Below are 22,304 nucleotides of genomic sequence, written 5' to 3'. Positions count from 1 at the left end.
GTCAGGACGGGCCGGGGCGGACGGGCGGCAGGCGGCCCTCGCAACGCACGTCCGGCTCGGCCACCGGGCGCCGGGGCATCATCCAGTCCAGGGCGGTCTCCTCCACCGGCCAGCCGCGTACCGACACCTGGCTGTACGGCACCTGTGCCGCCTGCGGGCAGAGGACCTGCGACTCGACCTGGCCGTTCGGCAGGAACCGCACACCGGCGGTCTGGTCCAGCACGATCGTCGACGTGTCGGTGACGGTGATGAGCGCGCCGAGCACCACCTCCAGGCCGGCGGTGTCCTTCGGTGCCGCCTCGGCAGTCTCTTTCGGTGCCGCCTCGGCCGTGTCCTTCGGCGCGACCTCGATCGCGGCGGTCGGCAGCAGCGGCACCCGGAGGAAGACGGCCCCCATCACCACCGGGAGCACGGCGGCGACCGTGAACGCCAGACCGTGGGTCAGCGCCGGGGCGACCCAGTCGGGGACCGGGCCGGTGAGCAGCAGAGTGGCGGCAGGCGGCACGGCCAGCAGCGCCGCCGTGGACAGCTCACCCTCCTGCACGGCGGTCCAGATCGCCGGGCCGAGCACGCTGTACGCCAGCACCGCCGCCGCCAGTGGCAGCGCCACGCTGACCACCAGGACCCGGGTCGGCTGGTCCGGGTGCAGGTAGCGGGTGCGCAGCGCGAGCAGCCAGAGACCCAGCATCAGCAGCGACGGCAGGAAGCGGAGCTGCCAGGTGAGCGCCCCCAACGCGACCGCCGCGGTGAGCACCCAGCCGGGGGTACGTGCCGTCCCGGAGGCGAGCAGCGACCGTTCCGGGTCGAAGCGGTCAGGGGCGCTGAGCCGGAGCAGACGTCCGAGTACGCCGAAGGTGAGCACGACGACGGGGAACGCCCACACCAGGGCGATCAGCAGGGCGCTCAGCAGGCCGAGCGGGCTCACGTACTGCACCAGCAGCAGCATCGTCGACATGTCCTGCCGGCTGAGCTGCCACAGCCGCAGCACCAGAAGGAGGACGGGGAACGCGGGAAGGAGGGTCAGCAGCCACTGCTGCGCCTGCCGCGCCCCCGCCATCCGGCGTGGCTTGCCGCTCTTGCCGGGGCCGGTGGCGATCCGGGGTGCGCCGGGGCCGGTAGCGCGATCCTCTCCCACGGCCACTGCCGCACCTCCACCTTCCTCGCCTCGGGTTGCTCCTGCTCCGCGACCGGCTGCCCGGGGTTGTACTGCTGCTGCCAGCGGAGGTTGGCGTTGTACGCGTTCTCCCAGGTCGAGTTCTCCTCGTCGTTCGCCGAGACGTACAGCGCGAGGTCGACCAGATCGCGGAGCGCCTTGTTGGGGCCGGTGTTGACGCCCCACCTCTCCTGCGGGGACGAGCCGATGTCCCAGTGCCGCAGCGGCTTCGCGTTCTTGAGGGTGACCGGGAAACGCTGACCGTCGTCGCCCGGCTGATCGGCGGTGACGAAGCCGGCGAGGATCGCCGCGTCGGTGGTGACGGCCTCCACCTTGCCGTCGTACAGCTCCTGGATGCACTCGCTGATCCGGTTGCGGCCTCTCGGCTTCGCGCCGGCCTCGGTCAGGCGCTCGATCGAGGTCGAGGTGGTGAGCGAGCAGACCGCCCGCCCGGCAAGATCCTGAAGGCTGCTCAGTGGCCCCTTGAAGCTTTGCAGGGTCACCGCCGACTGCTCGGTGTGCAGGTACGCGGCGGAGAAGGCGGCGCCCTCCTCCTCACGTTTCTTGTTGATGCTGTACGAGGCGATGACGAGGTCGACGGTGACGAACCCGTCTCCGTCGCTGGCCTGTCGACGGGCCCGGTCCTCGCTCTCGATGGGCAGGAACCGCACCTGGGAGCGGTCGAACCCGAGGAAGCTGGCGATCATGTACGCGATGTCGACGTCGAAGCCCTTCCAGGTGTTGTTCGACAGTCGTAGCGAGATGCCGGGTTGGTCGTCCTTCACCCCGATGACGAGTTGCTGCTTGCCCTTCATGCCGGCCTGCTCGAGCAGGTCGTCGCGGGTCGGCGGACCCATGGCGAACACGATCGGCACCAGGGCCGCCGCCAGGACGGCCAGCGCGACGGCCAGCCCCACGACGCGGATCTGCCGGGCCCGTGTGGTGCGCGGTGTGGTCACCGCCGGCCCGGCGGGGCTCGGTTCGCTTGCCTGACTCAACTCGGCCTCCCGCTGCCTGGCCCGGTGACCGGCCCTCCATTGTGGGGCCTGGGCGCGGGCCGCGGCACCCCGCCACCAGGCGGATTGGCATCCACCCAACGTCGCTGATATCGGGGTATCCGCGGCATCGGGACACCCCGATTTCAGCGATCCTGTGTCGATCTTGGTCGTGCGCTGGCGGCAGATCCGTGAGCTGCCCCATGACCTCCGCCACGTCGTCGGTTCGGGGCTCCGCGGGCCGTGCTCGCGGTGACAGACTGGTCGCCGCAGGCAACGAGTGGCGTGAGGGAGGCGCGGGTGCGCTGGCGCAGTTTTGTCGCGGTCGGGGACAGCTTCACCGAGGGCATGGACGACGCGTACCCCGACGGCACCTATCGGGGATGGGCGGACCTGGTGGCGACCCGGCTCGCCGCCGACGCGGGCCCCGACTTCCGGTACGCGAACCTGGCCATCCGGGGTCGGCTCTTTCCCAGCGTGGTCGCCGAGCAGGTGCCCTCCGCGGTGGCGATGAAGCCCGACCTGATCAGCTTCGCGGCCGGTGGCAACGACGTGCTGCGGCGCACCTTCGACCCGGACACGCTGGTCTCCCGCTTCGACGAGGTCGTCCGGCAGTTGCGGTCCGGCGGCGCGGACGTGCTGCTGTTCCGCTTCGCCGACGTGATGGCCCGGCTGCCCGGTCAGCGCCTCGTCGCCCCTCGGGTGCAACTGCTCAACCAGGCGGTCGGCGAGACCGCCGAGCGGCACGGCGCGATCATGGTCGACCTGTACGCCGACGACACCTTCCTCAACCCGATGCTCTGGAGCACCGACCGGCTGCACCTCTCCCCGGCCGGGCACCGGCGGGTCGCCGGGCAGGTGTTGAACGCGCTCGGGGTGGGCTGCGACGAGGAGTGGCTGATGGTCCCCCCGCATCCGGCACCGAGCCCGTGGCTGGCCGCCCGCGCCGCCGACCTGCGCTGGGCCGGGCAGCACCTCGCCCCGTGGATCAAGCGGCGGCTGACCGGTCGCTCGTCCGGCGACACGGTGACCGCCAAGCGTCCGCTGCTCGGGCCGATCGTCGACTGACGGGTGCGCACCCTGCACACCGCGCCGTCGCTGCGGTACACGCCCGACGGCGAGCCGGTGCCGGCGCACGCCGTACTCATCGACGGCGACCGCGTCGAGGCCGTCGGCCCGCTGGCGGAGCTGAGCGAGGCGTACGCGGGGGTGCGGGTCCGTCGCTGGCCCGGCACGTTGGGGCCGGGCCTGCCGCACGACGGTCCGCTGCCGGCGGCGCCCACCCCGCGTGAGCGGGTGCACGCCCTGCTCCGGCAGGGGGTGACCCTGGTGCTGGCGGAGCACCTCGCCGATCCGGCGCTGCGGGCCGCCGTCGACAGGAGTGACCTGCTGGTGGTGCCCGCGCCCGTGGTGCCGACACTGCATCCGGGCGGGCGCGCCGACCTTGCGGTGCACGACGCCGACGGCACCTGCCTGGTGACCGTGGTCGCCGGCCGGATCGCCCACCGTCGCGCCTGACTCCACGTCACGTGGGCTGCGTCGCATCCGATGGCCGGTCGGCGGGCGGGGTTGCGGCGTACCTTGGGGATCATGTCTGTGCCCAACGATCCTGATCCCCGCCTCCAGTCGTACGCGGACCCGCAGCGGCTGGTCACCACCGAGTGGCTGGCCGAGCACCTGGGCGACGAGGGCCTCGTGGTGGTCGAGTCCGACGAGGACGTGCTGCTCTACGAATCCGGTCACATTCCGGGCGCCGTGAAGGTCGACTGGCACCTGGAGCTGAACGACCAGGTGACCCGGGACTACCTGGATGCCAAGAGCTTCGCCGAGCTGTGCGCCGCGAAGGGCATCGGCCGGGGCGACACCGTCGTCTTCTACGGCGACAACTTCAACTGGTGGGCCGCGTACGCCCTCTGGGTGTTCTCGCTTTTCGGCCACGCCGACGTGCGGCTGCTCGACGGTGGCCGGCAGAAGTGGATCGCCGAGGGCCGCGAGGTGACCCGCGACAAGCCGGCCCGCCCGCGCGCCGACTATCCGGTGCCGTTGCGCGACGACGCGCCGCTGCGGGCGTACCGCGAGCAGGTGATGGCGCACATCGCCGCCGGCCGGCCGCTGGTCGACGTCCGGTCGCCGGGTGAGTACACCGGCGAGATGCTGCACATGCCGGACTACCCGCAGGAGGGCGCCCTGCGGGGTGGGCACATCCCGGGCGCGGTCAGCAAGCCGTGGAAGTCCGCCGCGAACGAGGACGGGACGTTCAAGTCCGCCGACGAGCTGAAGGCGATCTACGCCGACCAGCTCGGGCTGAGCCCGGACGACGACGTCATCGCCTACTGCCGGATCGGTGAGCGTTCCAGCCACACCTGGTTTGTGCTGCGGCACCTGCTGGGCTACCCGCAGGTGCGCAACTACGACGGCTCGTGGACCGAGTGGGGCAACCTGGTCCGGGCGCCCGTGGTGAAGGGCGACCAGCCCGGCGGCCTCGCCGCCTGATCACCTGAGCACGTCCCCCGCGCGCCCGCGAACGGCCGCGCGGGGGGCGGTGCTCAGCCGGCCAGCGCCACCATGCCGGGCAGGTCGCGGACGATGCCGGTGATCTCGCCGGTCTCCGGGTTCCAGCGCGCCAGGCCGGCCGGTTCCAGGCGGAGCAGCACCGCTCCCCTGTTGTCCCAGCCCAGCACCGGGCAACAGCCCTTGGCGCGCTCCCGACCCAGGTCGAGCAGGTGGGTCACCGCGCCGGTACGGGCGTCCAGCACGGCCGCTCCCTCGGCGCCGTCGATCTCGCCGCTGGTGATCCACGCCGCGCTGGCGATTCGTTCGCCGTGCAGCCAGCCCCGGCCGTAGAACTCGTTGACCTCATACGGCGAGGGCAGCGCGTCGCCGGTGATCCGCTCTTCGGAGCGGATCGCACCCTCCCGGGCGGTCCGGCTGACCAGTGTCAGGCCACCCCGCTCGCCGGTCAGCTCGACCAGCGCCGCGTCGCGGCCGGCCTCCGGGTCGGGTGCGACCACGTTCCAGGCCGACACGTCGCTCGTGCTGGCCGTGGCGGTGACCCGGTCCACCGCGTACGTCCGGTTGTCGCCGCCCACCAGGACCCGGTCGTTGGCCCAGACCACCAGCTCCAGGTAGCCCTCAAGCGGTATCCGGCGCACGGCCGCGGTGGTGAGGTCGATCATGATCAGCTCGTTGGTCTGGGCGAAGGCGGCGGATCGGCCGTCCGGCGACAACACCCCCGGCTTGACGGCGGGTGCCTCGTTGCCGCTCTCGTCCCGGGTGGGTGCCAGGGTCACGACGTCGAGACTGCGCACCACGCCGTCGTCGCCGAGGACCCGGACCGCGCCGTCCGCGCGGAACTCCTCGTCCACGGGCTGGAACAGCGCCAGCGCCCGCTGGACCGGTCGCGCGGAGAGCGGCACGGTCGCCGGGTCGGCGAGCCGGGCCAACGGATCGGGTGGGAAGGTCAGCTCGGCGGGAGGTCGCTGCACGGGCCCGGCGTGGGTGGGCTCGGCGGTCGGGGTCGGCGCCACCGAGTGGTCCGGCGGCGGATCGGCCGGCGGTCGGAGGGCCGCCACCGTGCCGCCACCGAGCAGCGCCACGGCCAGGGCGACCGCACCGACGGCCCGCCGGGTACGCCGGGTGCGTCGCGCCCGGTCCCAGTGCGCACTTGCGGGCTGGCTGGGCAGTACGTCCTCGACGCTGACGGTCAGTAGCCGACGTAGCTCCTGCTCGTTCACGGGTTCACCTCCACGCCGGTGGTCGCCGCGCCGCCGCCCGGTCGGGCGTCTAGGGCGAGGTCCGGAGCCACCTCGCGGAGTCGGCGCAGGGCGGCGTGGCACTGGCTCTTCACGGTAGTCAAGTGCCGAAAGAAGCCATAACTACTCCATCTCAACAGGGGCACTTGGGTATCCGCTCGGACGTTCCGAAATCCGGGCAGGTTGGACTTCCGCGCTTCAGCTGACTTTGGTCCACCCTTGTCGCACGTTCGGCATACGCCCGACCTGCCGCAGAGCTGCCAGATCACGGATGGTGATCTGGCGGTATCCCGTCTCAAGAACCCCGGCCTGCCTAAGCTCGCGGAGCGCCTTCTCCACCGTCGGCTCCGCTGCGCCACTCAACGTTGCCAACTCCGTTTGGGTCAGCGTTACGCCAAGAGTTCTGCCGGCCGGCACTGACTCTCCGTGTGCAGCCGATAGTTCTGCCAAGACCCTGGCCAATCGGACCTTCGCCGGGTAGGAGGCGAAGTCGACCCTTCGCTGGTTCGCCCAGCGGAAACGTTCAGCCGTGGTGCCCGCTAGCGCAAGCGCCGCCTCGGGGTGGTCCTGCAAGAAGGGATGCCAATCCCGCCGGTGAATAACGTTGACCACCCCGTCGCCGCAGCTGGTGACCGTGGCGGTGCGCGGCGTGCCACCTAGCGCCGAGATCTCACCAACGACGTCGCCCGAAACCCTGATTGCTAGAAGGGCTTGACGCCCATCTGCCATGTTGACGGTCACTTTCGCCAAAGCATGGCAGAGCAACACCATATGGCTACCCTCGTCGCCTTCGCGAAGGATGCGGTCTCCCGGCTCCACCCTGACGGCGGTACCGATGGCGAGGAGCGCGGTGCGAACCGGCGGGGCTAGGCAGCTGAGCAGGGACCCCGGGGGCCACGACGACAAGTCTTGTGGTCGGTCCTGGTGGTGTCGCATGTCAGCACCCCGTTCGCCGTCGGACGTGGCGATGCTTGGCCTGGTTGCGGTTGCATCGGCACAGCAACCATTCTGATCGATGCGGTCGGCCGGCAAAAGCTTTCCGAGCAGCGGCGTACCAGTCACAGGAAAGAAGCAAGGACCAACCACGATGTTGCCGAGGCGACTGCAACGAAGGTCCACGGAAGCGCCGACCGCACCCGACGATGCTTGCCGTACGCGATCTGCCCTAGCAGCATCACGAGCTGCCATGCCTCGTTGCTCTCCTGGCTAGCGACCAGCACGATGGGTAACGATTGAGGGGCGGGGAAGCCGAAACGGTTCGGTCCTTCAGGTCCGGTCACCACTGGGCGGAAGCCGAGTGCCAGCTGTCGGGCACCGGCGACCAGCGAGCAGATGAACACGACGCAGGTTAGGCCAAGGGCCAAGCCTAGACCTGGCGTGCCTGCCAGTTCGGATTGCGTGGGCAGACTACTGGCGATGAGGCTTGCGAGCGCTCCGTACATACCAACGAGCTTCGCGATCTTGGCGTCGGCGTGCTGGATCGAGTCTTGATGCATGCGAGCCGTGGCCAACGCTCGTTCCACGTCGGCAGTACCGGATGACACCGAGGGCTGAGGGATGCTCATGGCATCAGTCAAGCCACAGCGCCTCCGCCCCGCCCCTTCAAAGTACGGCTTGACGCAAAGACGACTGCAACCTCATTCCCGAAACCCGTACTTCGATGGCATTCCCAAGGTCGTGCGTCGCTATAAGTGACATGTCTCGCAGGCAAGGCGGGGCACGAGGAGGGCGAGATGGCACCGGCAGTGCAGTCGGATCGGCGGCTGATCATGTTCGTGGACATGGAGAGCTACAGCAGGAACGACGACATGGGACAGTTCCATGCCCAGAGCAACTTCCAAAAAATCATGCGAGACGCTGCAGATCTTTGCGGTCTGGACCGCAGCGGCTGGACGATCCAGGCGAGCGGGGACGGCGAGTTTGCGATCTTCCCGCCTGGGACCTCGGAGCCGAGGATCGTTGCCGAACTCGTGCCAGCCATGGACCGGGTTCTGCGCGACCACAATCGGCACGCCGCGGATCAGGCTCGTATCCGGATGCGCGTCGCCTTGCATCAGGGGCTGGTAGTAGCGGCAGAGAACGGCTTCGCCGGCACGGCGGTCGTTACGGCCGCTCGGCTGGTCAACGCCGAGCCAGTGCGAGAGGCATTGGCCTCGTTCCCCAACGCCGCAGTAGCGCTAATCGTGTCAGCCACCATCCATCGCGACGTCGTTTGCCAGTCCTACAGCGGTATCCGGCCAGACCGCTTCCGTCGGGTACGTGTTGAAGTGAAGTCCTTCGTGGACCAGGCGTGGGTGTTTGTGCCAGACGAGAATGTTAACTGCAGTCCCTCCGCGCTCGGCTCTGATGGTCCGGGCGACCCTCGCCGTCGTAGTGGAAAGACAAGGCGGCCGACAGCAGGTCCCTCCGGCGGTAGCAGGTTCAACTTCGGCACCGTCACGAACAACGGGCCTACCGTGTACGGCGACCACGGCCGCGCCTACGGCTCACACGCGGTGTGGCGCGAGGACGAGGAGAGAGAACGGTGACTCCCCACGGTCCCTCCGCTGATGAGCCATCACCAGCCAATCCTGGGCTTGGCGCCGTAACGCCCGGGTCTGAGCCGGAGGTGGACGATTCGAAGCAGTCGCCGACAGCAGGGGAACCCGAGCATGGCCGGGGCGAAGCGGGCGTCGATCTGCAAGATACGAAGGCCCGTGAGGAGGACGAAGAGGCAGAGGACCAGCCGGACGATCCAGCGGGGAGAAACGAGTCTGGCGACTCTGCCGACTTCGGGCAGTCCAATCCGACGCTCAGAGCATGGATGCCAGGGCAGGGCAACCGCTTCCGGTTCGACGACGTCCGAAACGAAGGACCGGCGGTCTATGGCGACTATGCGCGGATCATCGGCAGCATCATCAACATAGGCCAGGACGATCGAGCTCGGCTGAGTGCCGATCCCGTTCGCCGAATCAAGCTCAAGGTGGCCACGTTAGTCAAGCCTGCATGTTTCGATGACCTAACACAACGCTTGGGTCGAAGCCCGGTAGCGGGTCTCGCAGGTCCGGTTGGCACCGGGCGCTCGACGACTGCCTGCGCTGCACTAGCCGCTCGCCACGGCCAGGAAAATGTTCGGGAGATCATGCTCCCCGAGTCCAGCGATCCTCTGCAAGTCCGAGATCACCCAGATCTGCTGCAGAAAGGGCACGGCTACATCATCCGACTCGGCGCTAACGCCACTGCTGGACTACTCCGGGCGTTGGAGCGAACCTTCGAGCAGCACGAAGCGACTGCGGTGTTGGTCCGCGATCTAGACGTGCCAGACGGCGTGCTTCATCACGCGGAGGTGTTTCAGAAGTGCAGTTTTGATCCGATGTCTGTTTTCCGTCGTCACCTCGTCTATAACCTCCATGGCCGCTGTGTTGATGGCGATGAGTACTGCGACGGGCGCTGCGGGGTCCGCTACGCTCGGAGGCTCTTGAAAAACGATCTTCTCCGACGCAGTGTGACGCTGTTGGCTCGACCTCGAGAATGCGCGCAGCAGGCGGAAATGCTCGCGACCAGACTGCCGCAAAGCCATGAAGAACTGGCCGCACTGCTTCCGTCCGGAGAAGTGCGGCGACGTGTTCGCGCACGCGCCATTTTGGAGATGCCTACCGTCGACAGCGACTATCAACACCGTCAACTTCAGCACCGCAGATCCCTACGGGTCACCTATGCAGTATTTTCCGGCCATCCGATCGCCCACGTAACGGATGCAGCCGGGCTCTTGCTAGAGAAGCTCGATGGGCTCTTCGCCCATCCCGCCATCGGCCGGCCCGCGATGGTCCACAGCCTCCCCGGACTACTCGGTGACGATCTTGCAGGCGACTGGGACGGCGAGGAGGAGGTAGCAGATCGGCTCCGACCTGACGTGGCGACCCGGATGGCGCAGGTCGAGCCAGATATGGTTCGGGCACTTCTGGACGTTGCCTGGAACGAATTTGACAACAGCCGGGCGGCGCTCATCAGTTGGTTAGACGCGCTGGCCACCCATCCCGCTGAGGACTTCAAGCACTGCGCGGCGGTCGCCGCTGCCGGATTCGCCTGTCACGACTTCGATCAAGTCTATAACAGTGTGATCGGCAACTGGGCGAAGGACCGGAAGCCGGCCCTTCGCCGAGCCGCTGCGGCGGCACTGGTGGCCGTGGCAAACATTGTCAACTCAGGGACTCCCGACAGATCAGCGATCCACCGGATCAGCAGCCGTGTGAGCGGCGAGATTTCTTCACTCGCCCGGTCTGACGCCGCATTTGAACGCGACACAGCCGCCAAGGCTTGGTCCATGGGCTTCCCGACCTCGAATCACAACCGATTACTGCACGACCTAACCCACGTTGCCCGAAACGCCCACGGATATCTCGGCCACGAGGTCGCGGGGTCGGTCACTCGACTGGCCGCGGATCTCGGCCGAGCTCCAATCTTGGTGCTACTCAAAAGATGGGCGCTGAGTGGGGATTCCGTCCTCGAGGTCGCGGCCGGTCGTGCGTTCAGTCGGTTAACAACGTCGGAACTTCCCTTTCCCGGTCAGTTTCCGTTGCTCACGCTAGCTGGCGCATCGCCCCAAGCCTTGGAAGATATGGCGGCGCTCTGGCGCTTAGTCCTCTTGGACCCCGACCTTGCGGAGAACGGTTGGCGCCAACTGGGTCACTGGCTGCGATCCTTCCGGGCGTACCCACCGGCCGCCGAGGCCTTCCGCGCCCTGCTCCGGAAGCTTGTCCTCGACCGGAGCGTGCGACCAAGGTTCACCTACTGGCTATCACGAGCCGGTGCCCCATCCCCCTCTGCTTCGGCTGCTTGAGCTTAAGAGTGAGAGTGCCATGACCTCCCCCAACGCTATTGCTTCCACGACTTCCCTCGCCCGTTGGTGGCGGGGGCTGAAATCATGGCTGAGGCGACTGTGGCTCGCTGCGCGCCGCCTTCTTGCCGGTCCGCCACCGCCGATCCGGCAATCCGCCCCGGAGAGCGTCAGCCAACGCCGTCGGCTGTCCCAGCCCATTATCGTGCCGGCACGCGGTTTCGTCTTCACGTTCGAGATCCAGGTGCTGCTGACCTGGCACGCGGAGAAGCTGAGCGAGGAACTGCTAGGTGCCTGGTCGTTGCAGTTCTCCGACCTAGCACGGAGAGATGTTGAGAGACAGTGTGCTGAGCTGGCACGACATTTTCACCCGCAACAGGCCGGCGAACTCGAGTACCGCCTCAACCGGGAACTCTCGCGAAGCTACCGCACTTATGAAAGACGGGGGGTCGTACTACGCTGCCGGCCCGAGGTCAGGATCCGTCTCGACCCGGAGGTACGCGAACAACTCCGAGCGATCCACCTCCAGCGGATCCAGGAGGAAGGCGAGCACGAGTTACTCCTGCGACGAGCCCAGCGGACCGACCAACTGACCCAACGCTGGATCGCGGTGCTAGACCGGCTGCGCCGCAGCCCTCTGGCGCATGCTGCAGCCCATCTGACCGACGAGCATCTGGCCAGCGTTATCGGCCAGTACGTCACCGCCGAAGAGAAGGCGAACATCGACCATCTTGCTACCCGCCTGGACGAGATACTCCGACGTAGCGGACGGGTCGGGCAGCCCCTCGATGCGCACGAGGCTGACGAGGTCATCAGGCTGCTGAACGACGTCTTGGCCGACGTGCCCGACCTGTTGTCGACCACATACCGCCCGACGCCCAACGGCGCCAAGGCGCAGTGACCGCTGCCATCTGCGTCTAGACGAGTAGTTCCGAAGTCAGGGGTCGATGTCTGGGCATGAAGAGAGGGCATCCAAGATCATGTTGTGACGCAAGACCTGGATACCCTCTTGACCGCACTGTACGTGAAGATCGACGACAGCATCCGCACGCCCCGGTGGCGGGGCCGGCCGCCGCTGTTGACCGACTCCGAACTGGTATGCCTCGCGGTGGCGCAGGTCCTGCTCGGCGCCCGCTCGGAAGCGCATTGGATCCGCTACGCCCGTATTCATCTCGCCGGCATGTTTGCCTACCTGCCGCAGCGGCCGGGCTACAACAAGCGGCTCCGTGCGGCGCTTCCGCTGGTCAAGAAGGTGATCCGGGACCTGGCGCGCGACAGTGACTTCTGGTTCGACAACCACTGGATCGTCGATTCCACCCCGATACCCTGCGGCATGTCGCGCCCGACGGCGCAGCGTTCGGACCTGGCCGGCTGGGCCGGATACGGCTACTGCGCCTCCCATTCCCGCTTCTTCTGGGGCCTCCGGCTCTACCTGGTCTGCACCCCGACCGGGATGCCGATCCTGTGGGCCCTGGCGAACCCGAAGATCGGCGAGCGAGAGGTCCTCGCCGCGATGCTCGACGTCGAGGCCGCCGTGGTGGCCGAGCACGACGGGATCCTGCTGATCAGCGACAAGGGATTCGCCTCCACGCCGTTCGAGCGGCAGTTGGCCGAACAGGGCATCGAACTACTGCGCCCGTCCCGCAAGAAGGAGAAGACCCGCTACGGCGAGCCGATGCTCAAGAAGGTCCGACAACTGATCGAGTCGGTGAACGACACCCTCAAGGGCCAGCTTGACCTGGAACAACACGGCGGACGGACCTTCGCCGGTGTGGCCGTCCGTGTCGCCCAACGCCTGCTCGCCATGACAGCGGCGATCTGGCACAACAACAAGACCAGCGCGCCCGTCACCCGGTCACTGATCGCCTACGACCACTAACCGGAATTCGGAACAACTCGTCTAGTCAAGCAGCGCAACAAGCCACATACTTCGCGTTGCTCGTCGGCTCGACCTGCGGCGAGTGGTGCTGGACGTCTACGCGGACCCGTTCGAGGACGACTTGGACCAGTTCGCGGACCACCTCGGCCGGGGCGACGACTCGTGCTGCAGAGTACTCGACTCGAACCGGCCGTTACTCAGTTGGGCGAGCTCCGTCAAGAGTTCGGCAATGGTGGCCGCCGGACCGCCCAGAGCCCGTCGCGGAGTACGTGCTCTTCCGATTCTGGCCGCCGGCGGCCGAGATTGACGGCGTGGATGCGTGGCGATGCCCGAGCGACCGGCCGCAGGTTGACGGCGACGAGCGAGCTTCCGGGCATTGGGAGTGGCGCGCGCCGGTCCGGTACCGGCGGCCACCGCGGCCCCAGGTGTACTGATCTCGACGCCCGTGAGCCTCGCCTCGACCTCGGCGCTCGATATCGATGTCAGGCACCGGCCGCTTGTGTTTGTCGTTGACAGGACGGCCTGCTTGCCGTCTACCCCCCTCGTGGGCCGCGGCCCTACGCAGATAGGCTCCCCAGCGGCGGTCGGTGAGGAGCTGGTGTGAAGTACGAGCTGTTCGACTATCAAGAAGCTGCGGTCTCGGCGATCTCCAAGCACCTCGTGCGGGCAACGCGAGACTACGACGAGGATCCAGATGAGCGCGCCGCGGTCGTGCTCGCCGCCCCGACTGGGGCGGGCAAGACCGTTATCGCCACGGGCGTCATCGAGTCGGCCCTGGCCGGGGACGGGGCGATGTCGGCAGTTGAGGATGCGACGTTCCTGTGGGTCACGGATGACCCATCGCTGAACCGGCAGACGCTGCAGAAGATGCTCGATTCCTCCTCCGACCTGCAGCTCAGCCAGCTGACGATCATCGAGAACGACTTCGATGAGGAATTCTTTACGCCTGGCAAGGTCTACTTCCTCAACATCCAGAAACTTAGCGCGAATGCGACCCTCTCCCGGTCTCGCGGCGACGGGCGCGCTTACTCGCTTTGGGACACGATCGCCAACACGATCACTCAGCGACCACACGGGTTCGTCGTCGTAATCGATGAGGCGCACCGCGGCACAACGGCGGCCGCGAGCTTCGGTCGAACCCGCGAGACGATCGTGAGTCAGATCATCGGAGGCGGAAGGACTGAGCGGCCGGCGGCCCCAGTGGTGTGGGGCGTCTCGGCGACTCCGCGACGGTTTCTTAGCGCGATGGCCGAGATGGGGCGCACGACCAAGCAACACACCGTACGGATTGAGGACGTGCGCGCTTCAGGGCTGCTGAAGGAGCAGATCGTACTGGGGCATACCCAGGGCATTGACGCCGCAGAGTCGGCCTTGGTGAGGTTCGCGGTTCAGCGGGTGCGGCTTTACGACGGCAAGTGGGCCGCGTACACCGCCTCCACCGGCGAGCCGCCGGTTCGCCCCGCACTTGTGATTCAGGTGGCGGACAAGCCGACGCAGACCGAGCTGGGCGCTCTGATCGGCACGGTTCTGGAGGAGTGGCCCGACATCACCGCCGACGCTGTCGTCCACACGTTCGCCGATCACGCGCCCGTCGATGCCGGTGGCATTAAGGTGCCCTGGTGCCCACCCGAGGACATCCAGGACCGAAGCGATGTCCGAGTGGTGCTGTGCAAGACCGCCATCACCACCGGATGGGATTGCCCGCGCGCCGAGGTCTTGTTGTCCTTCCGGGTCGCGCGCGACCTAGACCTAATCACCCAGGTTATGGGCCGGATGGTCCGTACCCCGCTCGCCCGGCGGATCGACACCGACCAGGACCTTAACGCGGTCCACTGCATCTTGCCCAAGTTCGATCACGCTGCCGTGGAGGAAATCGCCGAGCGGTTCAAGGTTGGGGGCGACGAGGCACTCGCAGCAGGCTCCGCCGTCATCGTCGACGCGGTGGAACTCACCCGGAACCCCACGCTCGCGCCCCCGCCCGCGCCGACAGCCCTCCCGCCCGACGCGACCCCGGCACGGGCACCAGCAGAGGGCGAGCCGCCCGCCGACTGGCTCAGGCTGCAGGAAGTTGACGAGATAACCAAGGCCAGGGTGGCTCACGCGCCACGCTCCAGATCGACGGCGGAGTCTAGCGAGGACGTGGCGGTCGCAGGCGGCCTGTTCGCCGACCCCGAACCCGTGCACGACCTGTCCGCCGCCGCAGCGACATCGGCGTTCGACGTGGTCAGCTCTCTCCCGTCGTACACCATTCCCCGACGCACGCTGCGTTCGCCAGTGGACCGGCTGACGCAGATGGCGATCCTGCTGGCCGGCGAACACGACGGCTTCCGCATCGACGCGAAGGCGCCACTCAAGGCGCGAACCGCGTTGCTGTCAGTAATCGACGAGCACCACGCCGTTCTAGAAGAGTCAGGCGAGCTGGAGGAGCGTGTCCAACTCGCGAGCGTGACGCGCCTGTTTGAGCGGACCGTAGGCTTCGCAGACCCGGCTTCCATGAGCACAGACACCACCTCGGAGCTGACGCTCGATGCGCGCGGCGTGCAAATCCTCATGAAGCGCGCCGAAGCGCTACTGCCTCAAGGGCTGGCGAACGCATACGTGAAGCGGCTGGCAGAGCGCGACGAACAGGTGCGCAAGGCGCAGCTAACGACCATCGCCATTGCCGCTGAGCCATCGCTGCCTGAGGCGCTGCGGAGCCGCGCGTCCCACCTCGTAGAGCAGTGGTTCAAGGACTACGGTGCGGCAATCACCCGCCTACCCGCGCCCGAGCAGGAACGGTTCGACAGGATCAAGCGAGAGTCGGACCGCCCACTGCTGACCACCATTACCCTGCCGAGCAACAAGACCGAAAGCGCGGCGGGAGCCGCGTGGGAGCGGCACATCCTCTCTGACGCCAACGGGCTGTACCACGCCGAGCTGAAGAGTTGGGAGGAGCACGTGCTGCGCACCGAGCTCGAGGCGGGCGCGGTGGCCTGGTACCGGAATCCCTCAACCGGGCGGCACTCCCTGCAGATTCCGTACACAACCTCAGTCGGAATCAAAGGCCTTGCACCGGACTTCATCTTCGTCGACCGAGTCACCGGACGGCTCGTCGCCTCGATCGTCGACCCCCACGGCACCCACCTGGCCGACGCCGTCGACAAGCTCAAGGGATTGGCCACGTACGCCGCCAAGCACGCCGACGCGTATCACCGAATCCAGTCGATCGCCATGGTCGACGATGGCTACCTCATGCTCAACCACAAGGATCCCGAGATTCGGGCAGCGATCAAGGGCTTCGACGGCGCCGACTCGCGGGAGCTCTTTCGCTCCCATGGGACGAGGTACTAAGTTCGTGGCTCACATCGACAACCTCATCAACTCGATCAAGGATCCCCAACTGCGCGTCGCGCTGCGCGCCGAGTACGAGAAGGTCACCAAGGGCCGACGCCTCGGTCTGGTGTTCGACCGCCATCTGCCCGAGTCGGTCGTCCTGCCGGGGTTCACGATTCGGGAAGGCGAGAAGGTTCAAATCCTCCTCGGGGACGGTTCGGAGGATCCCACAGAGCTGGACGGTTCCGGGGTTTGGACGGTCACCAAGGTGGGGGCGAAGTCCGCGCAGCTGCGAGATAAGAATGGCGAGTGCCGGGAGGTGCCGACCGCGCAGCTTGTGACCGCTCGCGAGTTCGGCGATCCGATATATCCCGGCCTGGTATCCACGGGGCGCGTCGTGCGTGGCGGCGGAGCCGACGGCGATGACGGCGGCAAGCCCTTTCACACTGTCATCAACTCCGAGAACTACCACGCACTCGAGGCGCTCCTATTCGCATACGAGGGCCAGGTCGACGCCATCTACATCGACCCCCCCTACAACACCGGCGCCCGTGACTGGAAGTACAACAACGACTACGTCGACGACGCCGACCCCTACCGCCATTCCAAGTGGCTCAGCTTCATCGAACGCCGCCTCATCCTGGCGAAGCGGCTGCTGAACCCGAAGGATTCCGTCCTGATCGTCACCATCGACGAGAAGGAGTACCTGCGCCTCGGTCTCCTGCTCGAGCAGGTGTTCGCGAACGCCCGCATCACGATGGTCACGTCGTCCATCAACGCTGGCGGCTCCACCCGGACAGGCACCTTCGCAAGGTCCGCCGAGTACCTCTTCTTCGTGCAGGTCGGCGCCTCTCACCCCGCCGCCCTGCCCCTAGACGAGGAGTGGAACCCAGTCAAGACAGTCAACAAGCAAGACCTCTACTGGAACCGCCTCATCCGTTCCGGCACACAGCCCTTCCGCACCACGCACCCGAACCTGTTCTATCCAGTCTTCATCCGCAACACGGCCGACGGGCCGGTATTCGACTCGGTAGGCCAGCCCTTCTACGGCGAAGGCTGGCGCAACGTCGCTGCGCCCCCGGGCTGCGCGGCCGTCTGGCCCATCAGGCAGGACGGGAGAGAAGGCCGCTGGCAGATCTCAGCCGAAGCGTTGCGCGAGCTCATCGCCCTGGGCTACGCGCGTATCGGGACCTGGAAGGACGCCGCCACCTCCCTGAGCTACCTCAAGCAAGGAGAACGTAAGAAGGTCGATGACGGACTCTTCCCCGTCACCGGTCACCGTGCCGATGGGTCCGTCATCACCGACGGCTCCGGGTACCGAGCCCGCTACGTCCCGAACGACATCTGGCGGCTAACCAGCCATGACGCAGGTAACAGCGGGAGTCGGTTACTCGCGCGGTTCTTGCCCGACCGCACGTTCCCCTTCGCCAAGGCGTTGTACGCCGTCGAGGACGCACTACGCTTCTTCGTCATCAAAAAGACCAACGCATTGATCCTCGACTTTTTCGCTGGCTCAGGTACCACCGCCCACGCAGTCATGCGCCTCAACCGCCAGGACGGCGGGAAGCGGCGCAGCATCTGCGTGACCAATAATGAAGTTGGCGCCGCCGAGCGAGCAGCCCTGCTGGCGCAAGGACTGAAGCCCGGTGACGAAGCCTGGGAAGCACTGGGCATCTGCGACTACATCACTAAGCCGCGCATCCACGCCGCGATCACCGGCACTACGTCGACCGGCGAGCCGGTCAAGGGAGACTACCGTTTCATCGATGAGTTCCCGATGGCCGACGGGTTCGAGGAGAACGCCGAGTTCTTCACCCTGACCTACGAAGACCCCGCGCTCGTCACGCTCGGGCGCCGGTTCGAGGCAATCGCTCCGCTGCTGTGGCTACGCGCAGGCGCCACCGGCGAGCGCATCGACCGCATCCCCGACGAGGGCTGGGCCATGCCGCCGGCGGGGGTCTACGGCGTGCTCTTCGACACCAACGCCTGGGGACCATTTGTCGCCGCCGCAGCGCTGCGCGACGACCTGGTACACGCGTTCATCGTTACCGACTCGCTCGTGGAGTATCAGCAGATCATCGCCAAGCTGGACCCTGCGCTGAAGACGACACGGCTGTACGCCGACTATGTCCGCAGCTTTGAAATAAACATCCGTGCCTAAGGAACATCTCTTAACTAGGTGAAAGTATTGCCCGGCACCGACCCGGTTGTCCAACCGGAGAAGGCGATGTTCATCGGGCCGCAAGTTCAGGGAGGGTCGTTGGGCATCACCTGGGAGCAGGCGGGGCATGTCGCTGATGCGCTGGCGGTTCCTGGCTTCCTGTTCGGTACGGTCGGGCTTGGTATGGCGTGGTGGCAAGCCAGGGAGGCGAGTAGGCAGGCCAGGAACGCCCGCACCGCCGCCGAGGCCGCTCGAGATGCTGCTTCGCACACCGAAACTGCGATCGGTCGCAGTGCCTTGCTCGCGGCGATTCCGGGCTTTCAAGACGTGGAGCTTGCTCTGACCGACGCCATCGCGCAGAACTCCGCCGAGCTTGCCCGAGCGGGCTGCGCGGACTGGCGGACCAAAGCCAGTCACGTCCGTGGGCTGCTCGAGGCCGCTGAGCTTTCCACCCCGGCGCTGCTGAGCCTGATCCAGGAGTCCATGAGCCTTGCGGTGAAGGCGCGCAGTGAGGTGATTAGACCCGATTGCACCGAGATACCGACTGCTGTTGGCGATCTCCTGCTCATCGCTGGACGGGTGACGGATGAGCTGACAAGCCTCGCGTCGAGGGAGAGCTACCGAACGGGAAGGGTGAAGTAGATGCCGGCGCCGAGCGCGGAAGCCATCGAGCGGCTGAAGGCGTTAGTCGCGGCACTGGCGCGGCAGACGCGTGCGGGCCGCTTGAACTGGAAGGACCGCGCGCATTCCAATGCGCTGGTTCGGGCCCTCGTGGACCGTGAGGTCTTCGAGGTATCGCTGCCACGGTCCACTATCACGGTTGCCTCGCGCCCGGGAATTACGGTCACGGATCAGGGCGGCGAGATCCTTCAGGAGTACATGCCGGCACCATTAGGGTTCGAGCTGGAGAGGGATCTTGATCTGGAGCGGCTTCTGGGGCATCTCTTGACGGAGATCCGCGAAGAGCAACGACGAGCGCTGACTGCGCTCGATGACATCATCGCCGACGTGGAGGGGCTTAGCTGAGCTGATGGGGCGAAACCAGCAGTAGGGACCCCGTGTCCTCGTTACGCCGCTAGGTGCGAAGAAACGGCGCACGACAGCAAGCGGCACCGTCGCGGATGCTGGAGTCATCGTCGCGGCTGCCTTGCCGGCCGGTGGTACTAGACGAGTGAGTCCGAAGTCGGGTCAGTGGTCGTAGGCGATCAGGGACCTGGTCAGGGGTTGGCCGGTGGTGCGGTTGTACCAGATCGCGGCGGTCATGGCGAGGAGTCGCTGCGCGACTCGGGCAGCCACTCCCTCGATACTGCGACCGCCGTGTAGCTCAAGGTCGAGCTGGCCCTTCAACGTGTCGTTGACCGACTCGATGAGCTGTCGGACAGGCTTGAGCAGGTGCTCGTCCCGGCGTGAGACGCGGTTGCGGTACGACGGTCTCAGCAACCGCACTCCACGCTCGGCCAGCCACCGGTCCAACTCGGCGGAGACGTACCCCTTGTCCGCCACGATCAGCAGGCCCGGACGGTCAGCGACGAGATCGGGGGCGTGATCGAGGATCGCGGTCAGCACCTGCCGCTCGTCGATCTTTGGCGTCGCGAGCGCCCAGGTGACCGGCAGACCAGACGGAGTGCAGACCAGATGCAGACGCAGGCCCCAGAAGAACCGCGAGTGCGAAGCGCAGTAGCCGTAACCAGCCCACCCGGCCAGGTCCGACCGTTTCACCGTTGGCCTCGACCGACCGCACTCCACGGGCGTGGAGTCCACCACCCAGGTCGTGTCGGACCACAGGTCGGTGTCCGCAGCGACCGCCCGGATGGCGCGCTTGAGTAGCGGCAACGCCGCCCGTAGGCGCTTGTTGTAGCCGGACTGCCCGGGCAGGTACGGGAACGCCCCGGGCAGATGCCCGGGGACGAACCGCAGCCAACGGGCCTCGGAACGCACCCCGAGCAGCACCTGCGCGACAGCCAGGGTGAGCAACTCGGCGTCGGACAGCTTCGGTGGCCTACCGGTCCTGGGCGGCCGTCCGAGCCAATCGTCGATCTTCACGTACAGTGCGGTCAGAAGGGTGTTGAGGTCTGTCGTCACAAACGGATCTTCAACACCCTTCACCTATGCCCACAGCCCGGGGGTCGTTAGGACTTACTCGTCTAGCCCTGGGTGCTCGGCCGGTGGTAGGTGCCCGCGCCCTCTACTGCTGCTCACCGGCCGCTCGTGGGATGTTCGGAGGCGAGGGCGTCGATGGAGGCAACGAGTACCCGTCCGCGAGCGTCTCTGGCGGAGCCGTTCTGTTCAGTCTCCAGTACTGGGTGGCTGCCCAGGTAGCGGTAGACGGACTCACCGGTCGGGAGCTCCACCGTCACGGTGACACCACCGTCGGCACGGGGCTGAGCTAGCTCGACGCCCTGCGCGAGGTGACAGCGCGGGATGTAGGTGATGCTGGGCCCGAGGTCGAGTTCCCGTCCGGCGATGCGGATCATCGTGCGGGGCAGGACGTGCATAAGCCGGAACTCGCCGGTGAACTGCTGCGTGAGGCGGGTCGGGTCATGGGGCTGGAAGGTGAAGCTCGCTTCGCGGTCTGCGATCGGCACCTGCTCCCCGGCGATCAGGCGTGCGGCGCGACGGATCACGGCGGCGTCTTCAGCGGTGACGGTCGACGGCACCGCGAAGACGCAGCGGGTGTGTTCCTGGATCGTGGCCAGCTGCTCTACCAGTTGCACCACCTGCTGCGGCGCGGCGTCGCTCAACGGCTCGTCGATGGGGGTTTCGGCGAGAGTAGTGCTGTCACCGTTCACGTGAAGTCGGATGAGGTTGGGTGGGACGAAGGCGGCCAGCAGTCGCAGCAGGGGCAGTGCAGCCGACGGTGTCGACAGCGGCGCCTGCGCCACCGACACGGTAATGGTGCCGGTGCGCCGCAGCTCGTCGACGCGCAGCTGCACGGTGAGGACGTTCAGGGCGTCGGATCCCCGCAAGGTGAACCCACGCTGTCCGTGCAGCCGCTGAGTGAAGACGATCTCGAGGCCCTGCTGAGGCATCCCGGCTGGACTCAGCACGGTCAGCGTCGCCAGCAGCGGCGGCGTGAGGCGTTCAGGCACGGCCGTCATGAACAGCCGAGTGACCTGTCGGGTCCCCGAGATTCCTAGCTCAGCCGGCGCGTTGACCGTCAGCGGCCCCACGAACTGCCCGGAGAGATCCAAATCGCCGCCGTATGCCAACGCCTCGTCCACCTGCTGGCGCGTCTGCTCGCCCTCGGGTGTGGCGGGGAAATTGAACTCGCCCCTGACCGTGATGGGCGGCGCCTTTGCGCCGGGCCTTGCCGAGATCGTCACCTCGGTCCACCCATCGGCGGGAATCGCCTGGACCTGGTAGTCGGCAGAGATCTCCTCGGCGCGACGCCCGAGCGCCTCGACCCTGGCCACAAGATCAGGGACGCCGCCGGCGAGCATGTCGCGTTCAGCCCTGTGCTCTCGAATCGCCTCAAGCAGCTCACCGTCGACGTCCCTGAGCACTGCACGGACGAGGTCAGGATGGGCGGCAAGCTGCGTGTTGAGCCACGAGCATCCGTGCCACTGGCGGATGAAGCGGTACGTCTTCTTGAGTTCCGCGAACCACTGCAGCTCGGCCGGATTGTGGTTGATGGGCACCACGAGGTACCAGGCAAGCGGGTTCAGCGTCGCCGCCCGCGCCAACGACTTCTCGACCTGGCTGCGGCGGTTCGGTGAGCGGCTGCCGAGCCGTCCGGTGAAGCTTTTCAGCTCGTAGATGCTCAGCCGTCCCGCGTGCCGTACCTGGACGTCGCGTCCGCCGTCTCCGCCCGAGCCGTCGATCACCTCGGCACGGGGATGTAGCCGGACCAGTAGTCGCGACACGAGGTCGGCGTACTGCGGCTCGGACAGCTTCTCCCACGGAACCGACACCACGTGCTGTGCCTCCACCCTTCGAACAGCGAACACGAAATCATAAGCGGCATCACCGACCGCGAGCACGACAACAGAAGCGCGCCCGGCAAGGCGACAGCGACCTTGGCGGAGCAGCCGTGGCTGAATCCGGGCAGCCGGTGTGCGGCGCGCAAGCGTAGGCGGTCGCGCGCGGCTTCAGAGGTTCACGGCTACGTCCGGCTGGTTAACGAGCCCCCGCTCTGTAACACGGCGACGCCGTCCAACACGCCCTCGCCGCCGGCGCCCACTACCCCGGCTCCGGTGCCGACTACCACCCGCCCTCCGGCGCCTGCTCCCACCACGG

Annotated in this window: 19 protein-coding genes; 11 read left to right on the top strand and 8 right to left on the bottom strand. The window is 67.0% G+C overall.

Translation table 11 applies throughout. The features are described from left to right. Position 1: 1 nt before the first annotated feature. Positions 2–1,135, bottom strand: coding sequence for a hypothetical protein (locus O7620_RS24970; protein WP_278127137.1), 1,134 nt, complete (start codon positions 1,133–1,135; stop codon positions 2–4). Then, positions 1,021–2,151 carry a transporter substrate-binding domain-containing protein gene (locus O7620_RS24965; protein WP_151487712.1) on the bottom strand — a complete coding sequence of 377 codons (1,131 nt, stop codon included), beginning with the start codon at positions 2,149–2,151 and terminating at the stop codon, positions 1,021–1,023. Before O7620_RS24965 ends, O7620_RS24970 begins: the two co-directional genes overlap by 115 nt. Before the next feature lie 297 nt (positions 2,152–2,448). Between O7620_RS24965 and O7620_RS24960 the strand changes: the two genes are divergently transcribed. From O7620_RS24960 to O7620_RS24950, 3 genes are all read left to right on the top strand, one after another. After that, positions 2,449–3,216 carry an SGNH/GDSL hydrolase family protein gene (locus O7620_RS24960; protein WP_278125480.1) on the top strand — a complete coding sequence of 256 codons (768 nt, stop codon included), beginning with the start codon at positions 2,449–2,451 and terminating at the stop codon, positions 3,214–3,216. A 3-nt stretch (positions 3,217–3,219) separates the two neighbouring features. After that, the gene (locus O7620_RS24955; protein ID WP_278125479.1) at positions 3,220–3,666 is read left to right on the top strand and encodes a hypothetical protein; all 447 of its coding nucleotides are present in this window, start codon (positions 3,220–3,222) and stop codon (positions 3,664–3,666) included. Positions 3,667–3,738: 72 nt separating this feature from the next. After that, positions 3,739–4,641 (top strand): sulfurtransferase, encoded by a 903-nt coding sequence (locus O7620_RS24950; protein WP_151487716.1) that lies wholly within the window; start codon positions 3,739–3,741, stop codon positions 4,639–4,641. A gap of 53 nt (positions 4,642–4,694) precedes the next feature. On the opposite strand, the gene O7620_RS24945 is transcribed toward O7620_RS24950, so the two are convergent. From O7620_RS24945 to O7620_RS24930, 4 genes are all read right to left on the bottom strand, one after another. Next, entirely contained in the window at positions 4,695–5,882 is a 1,188-nt protein-coding gene (locus tag O7620_RS24945; protein WP_278125477.1) for a hypothetical protein, read from the bottom strand. Further along, positions 5,879–6,004 carry a hypothetical protein gene (locus O7620_RS24940; protein WP_278125476.1) on the bottom strand — a complete coding sequence of 42 codons (126 nt, stop codon included), beginning with the start codon at positions 6,002–6,004 and terminating at the stop codon, positions 5,879–5,881. The genes O7620_RS24945 and O7620_RS24940 overlap by 4 nt, the downstream gene beginning before the upstream one ends. A 94-nt stretch (positions 6,005–6,098) precedes the next feature. After that, complete coding sequence (locus O7620_RS24935; RefSeq protein WP_278125475.1) at positions 6,099–6,719, bottom strand: Crp/Fnr family transcriptional regulator; 621 nt, start codon at positions 6,717–6,719, stop codon at positions 6,099–6,101. Positions 6,720–6,958: 239 nt separating this feature from the next. Next, a complete protein-coding gene (locus O7620_RS24930) occupies positions 6,959–7,465 on the bottom strand; it encodes a hypothetical protein (RefSeq protein WP_278125474.1) in 507 nt (168 codons plus the stop codon). A 168-nt stretch (positions 7,466–7,633) separates the two neighbouring features. Between O7620_RS24930 and O7620_RS24925 the strand changes: the two genes are divergently transcribed. The 8 genes from O7620_RS24925 to O7620_RS24890 all read left to right on the top strand — a co-directional run bounded on the left by O7620_RS24925 (position 7,634) and on the right by O7620_RS24890 (position 19,094). Continuing rightward, entirely contained in the window at positions 7,634–8,428 is a 795-nt protein-coding gene (locus O7620_RS24925; protein WP_278125472.1) for a hypothetical protein, read from the top strand. A gap of 80 nt (positions 8,429–8,508) precedes the next feature. Further along, positions 8,509–10,719 (top strand): hypothetical protein, encoded by a 2,211-nt coding sequence (locus O7620_RS24920; protein ID WP_278125471.1) that lies wholly within the window; start codon positions 8,509–8,511, stop codon positions 10,717–10,719. A gap of 19 nt (positions 10,720–10,738) precedes the next feature. Further along, complete coding sequence (locus O7620_RS24915; RefSeq protein ID WP_278125469.1) at positions 10,739–11,617, top strand: hypothetical protein; 879 nt, start codon at positions 10,739–10,741, stop codon at positions 11,615–11,617. A gap of 84 nt (positions 11,618–11,701) precedes the next feature. After that, complete coding sequence (locus tag O7620_RS24910) at positions 11,702–12,595, top strand: IS982 family transposase (RefSeq protein ID WP_278125338.1); 894 nt, start codon at positions 11,702–11,704, stop codon at positions 12,593–12,595. 600 nt (positions 12,596–13,195) lie between these two features. After that, a complete protein-coding gene (locus O7620_RS24905; RefSeq protein ID WP_278125468.1) occupies positions 13,196–15,925 on the top strand; it encodes a DEAD/DEAH box helicase family protein in 2,730 nt (909 codons plus the stop codon). 4 nt (positions 15,926–15,929) lie between these two features. Beyond that, entirely contained in the window at positions 15,930–18,068 is a 2,139-nt protein-coding gene (locus O7620_RS24900) for a DNA methyltransferase (protein ID WP_278125467.1), read from the top strand. Between the two features lie 27 nt (positions 18,069–18,095). Beyond that, positions 18,096–18,710: a hypothetical protein gene (locus O7620_RS24895; RefSeq protein WP_278125466.1), complete on the top strand. Its 615-nt coding sequence runs from the start codon at positions 18,096–18,098 to the stop codon at positions 18,708–18,710. Beyond that, a complete protein-coding gene (locus O7620_RS24890) occupies positions 18,711–19,094 on the top strand; it encodes a hypothetical protein (RefSeq protein WP_278125465.1) in 384 nt (127 codons plus the stop codon). Between the two features lie 162 nt (positions 19,095–19,256). Here the strand turns inward: O7620_RS24890 and O7620_RS24885 are convergent, their stop codons facing one another. Together O7620_RS24885 and O7620_RS24880 are read right to left on the bottom strand one after the other, a co-directional pair. Continuing rightward, positions 19,257–20,150: an IS982 family transposase gene (locus O7620_RS24885; protein ID WP_278125464.1), complete on the bottom strand. Its 894-nt coding sequence runs from the start codon at positions 20,148–20,150 to the stop codon at positions 19,257–19,259. A gap of 113 nt (positions 20,151–20,263) precedes the next feature. Continuing rightward, positions 20,264–22,048: a hypothetical protein gene (locus tag O7620_RS24880; protein ID WP_278125463.1), complete on the bottom strand. Its 1,785-nt coding sequence runs from the start codon at positions 22,046–22,048 to the stop codon at positions 20,264–20,266. Between the last annotated feature and the right edge of the window lie 256 nt (positions 22,049–22,304).

Origin of the sequence: Micromonospora sp. WMMD710 (genome assembly GCF_029626045.1) — a bacterium.
Lineage (GTDB): Bacteria > Actinomycetota > Actinomycetes > Mycobacteriales > Micromonosporaceae > Micromonospora.
This window is presented reverse-complemented; position numbering and strand designations above follow the sequence as displayed.

Coding starts and splice junctions, on each gene's coding strand:
- O7620_RS24890 (WP_278125465.1), top strand. CDS start 18,711: ATGCCGGCGCCGAGCGCGGAAGCCATCGAGCGGCTGAAGGCGTTAGTC.
- O7620_RS24930 (WP_278125474.1), bottom strand. CDS start 7,465: ATGAGCATCCCTCAGCCCTCGGTGTCATCCGGTACTGCCGACGTGGAA.
- O7620_RS24915 (WP_278125469.1), top strand. CDS start 10,739: ATGACCTCCCCCAACGCTATTGCTTCCACGACTTCCCTCGCCCGTTGG.
- O7620_RS24950 (WP_151487716.1), top strand. CDS start 3,739: ATGTCTGTGCCCAACGATCCTGATCCCCGCCTCCAGTCGTACGCGGAC.
- O7620_RS24925 (WP_278125472.1), top strand. CDS start 7,634: ATGGCACCGGCAGTGCAGTCGGATCGGCGGCTGATCATGTTCGTGGAC.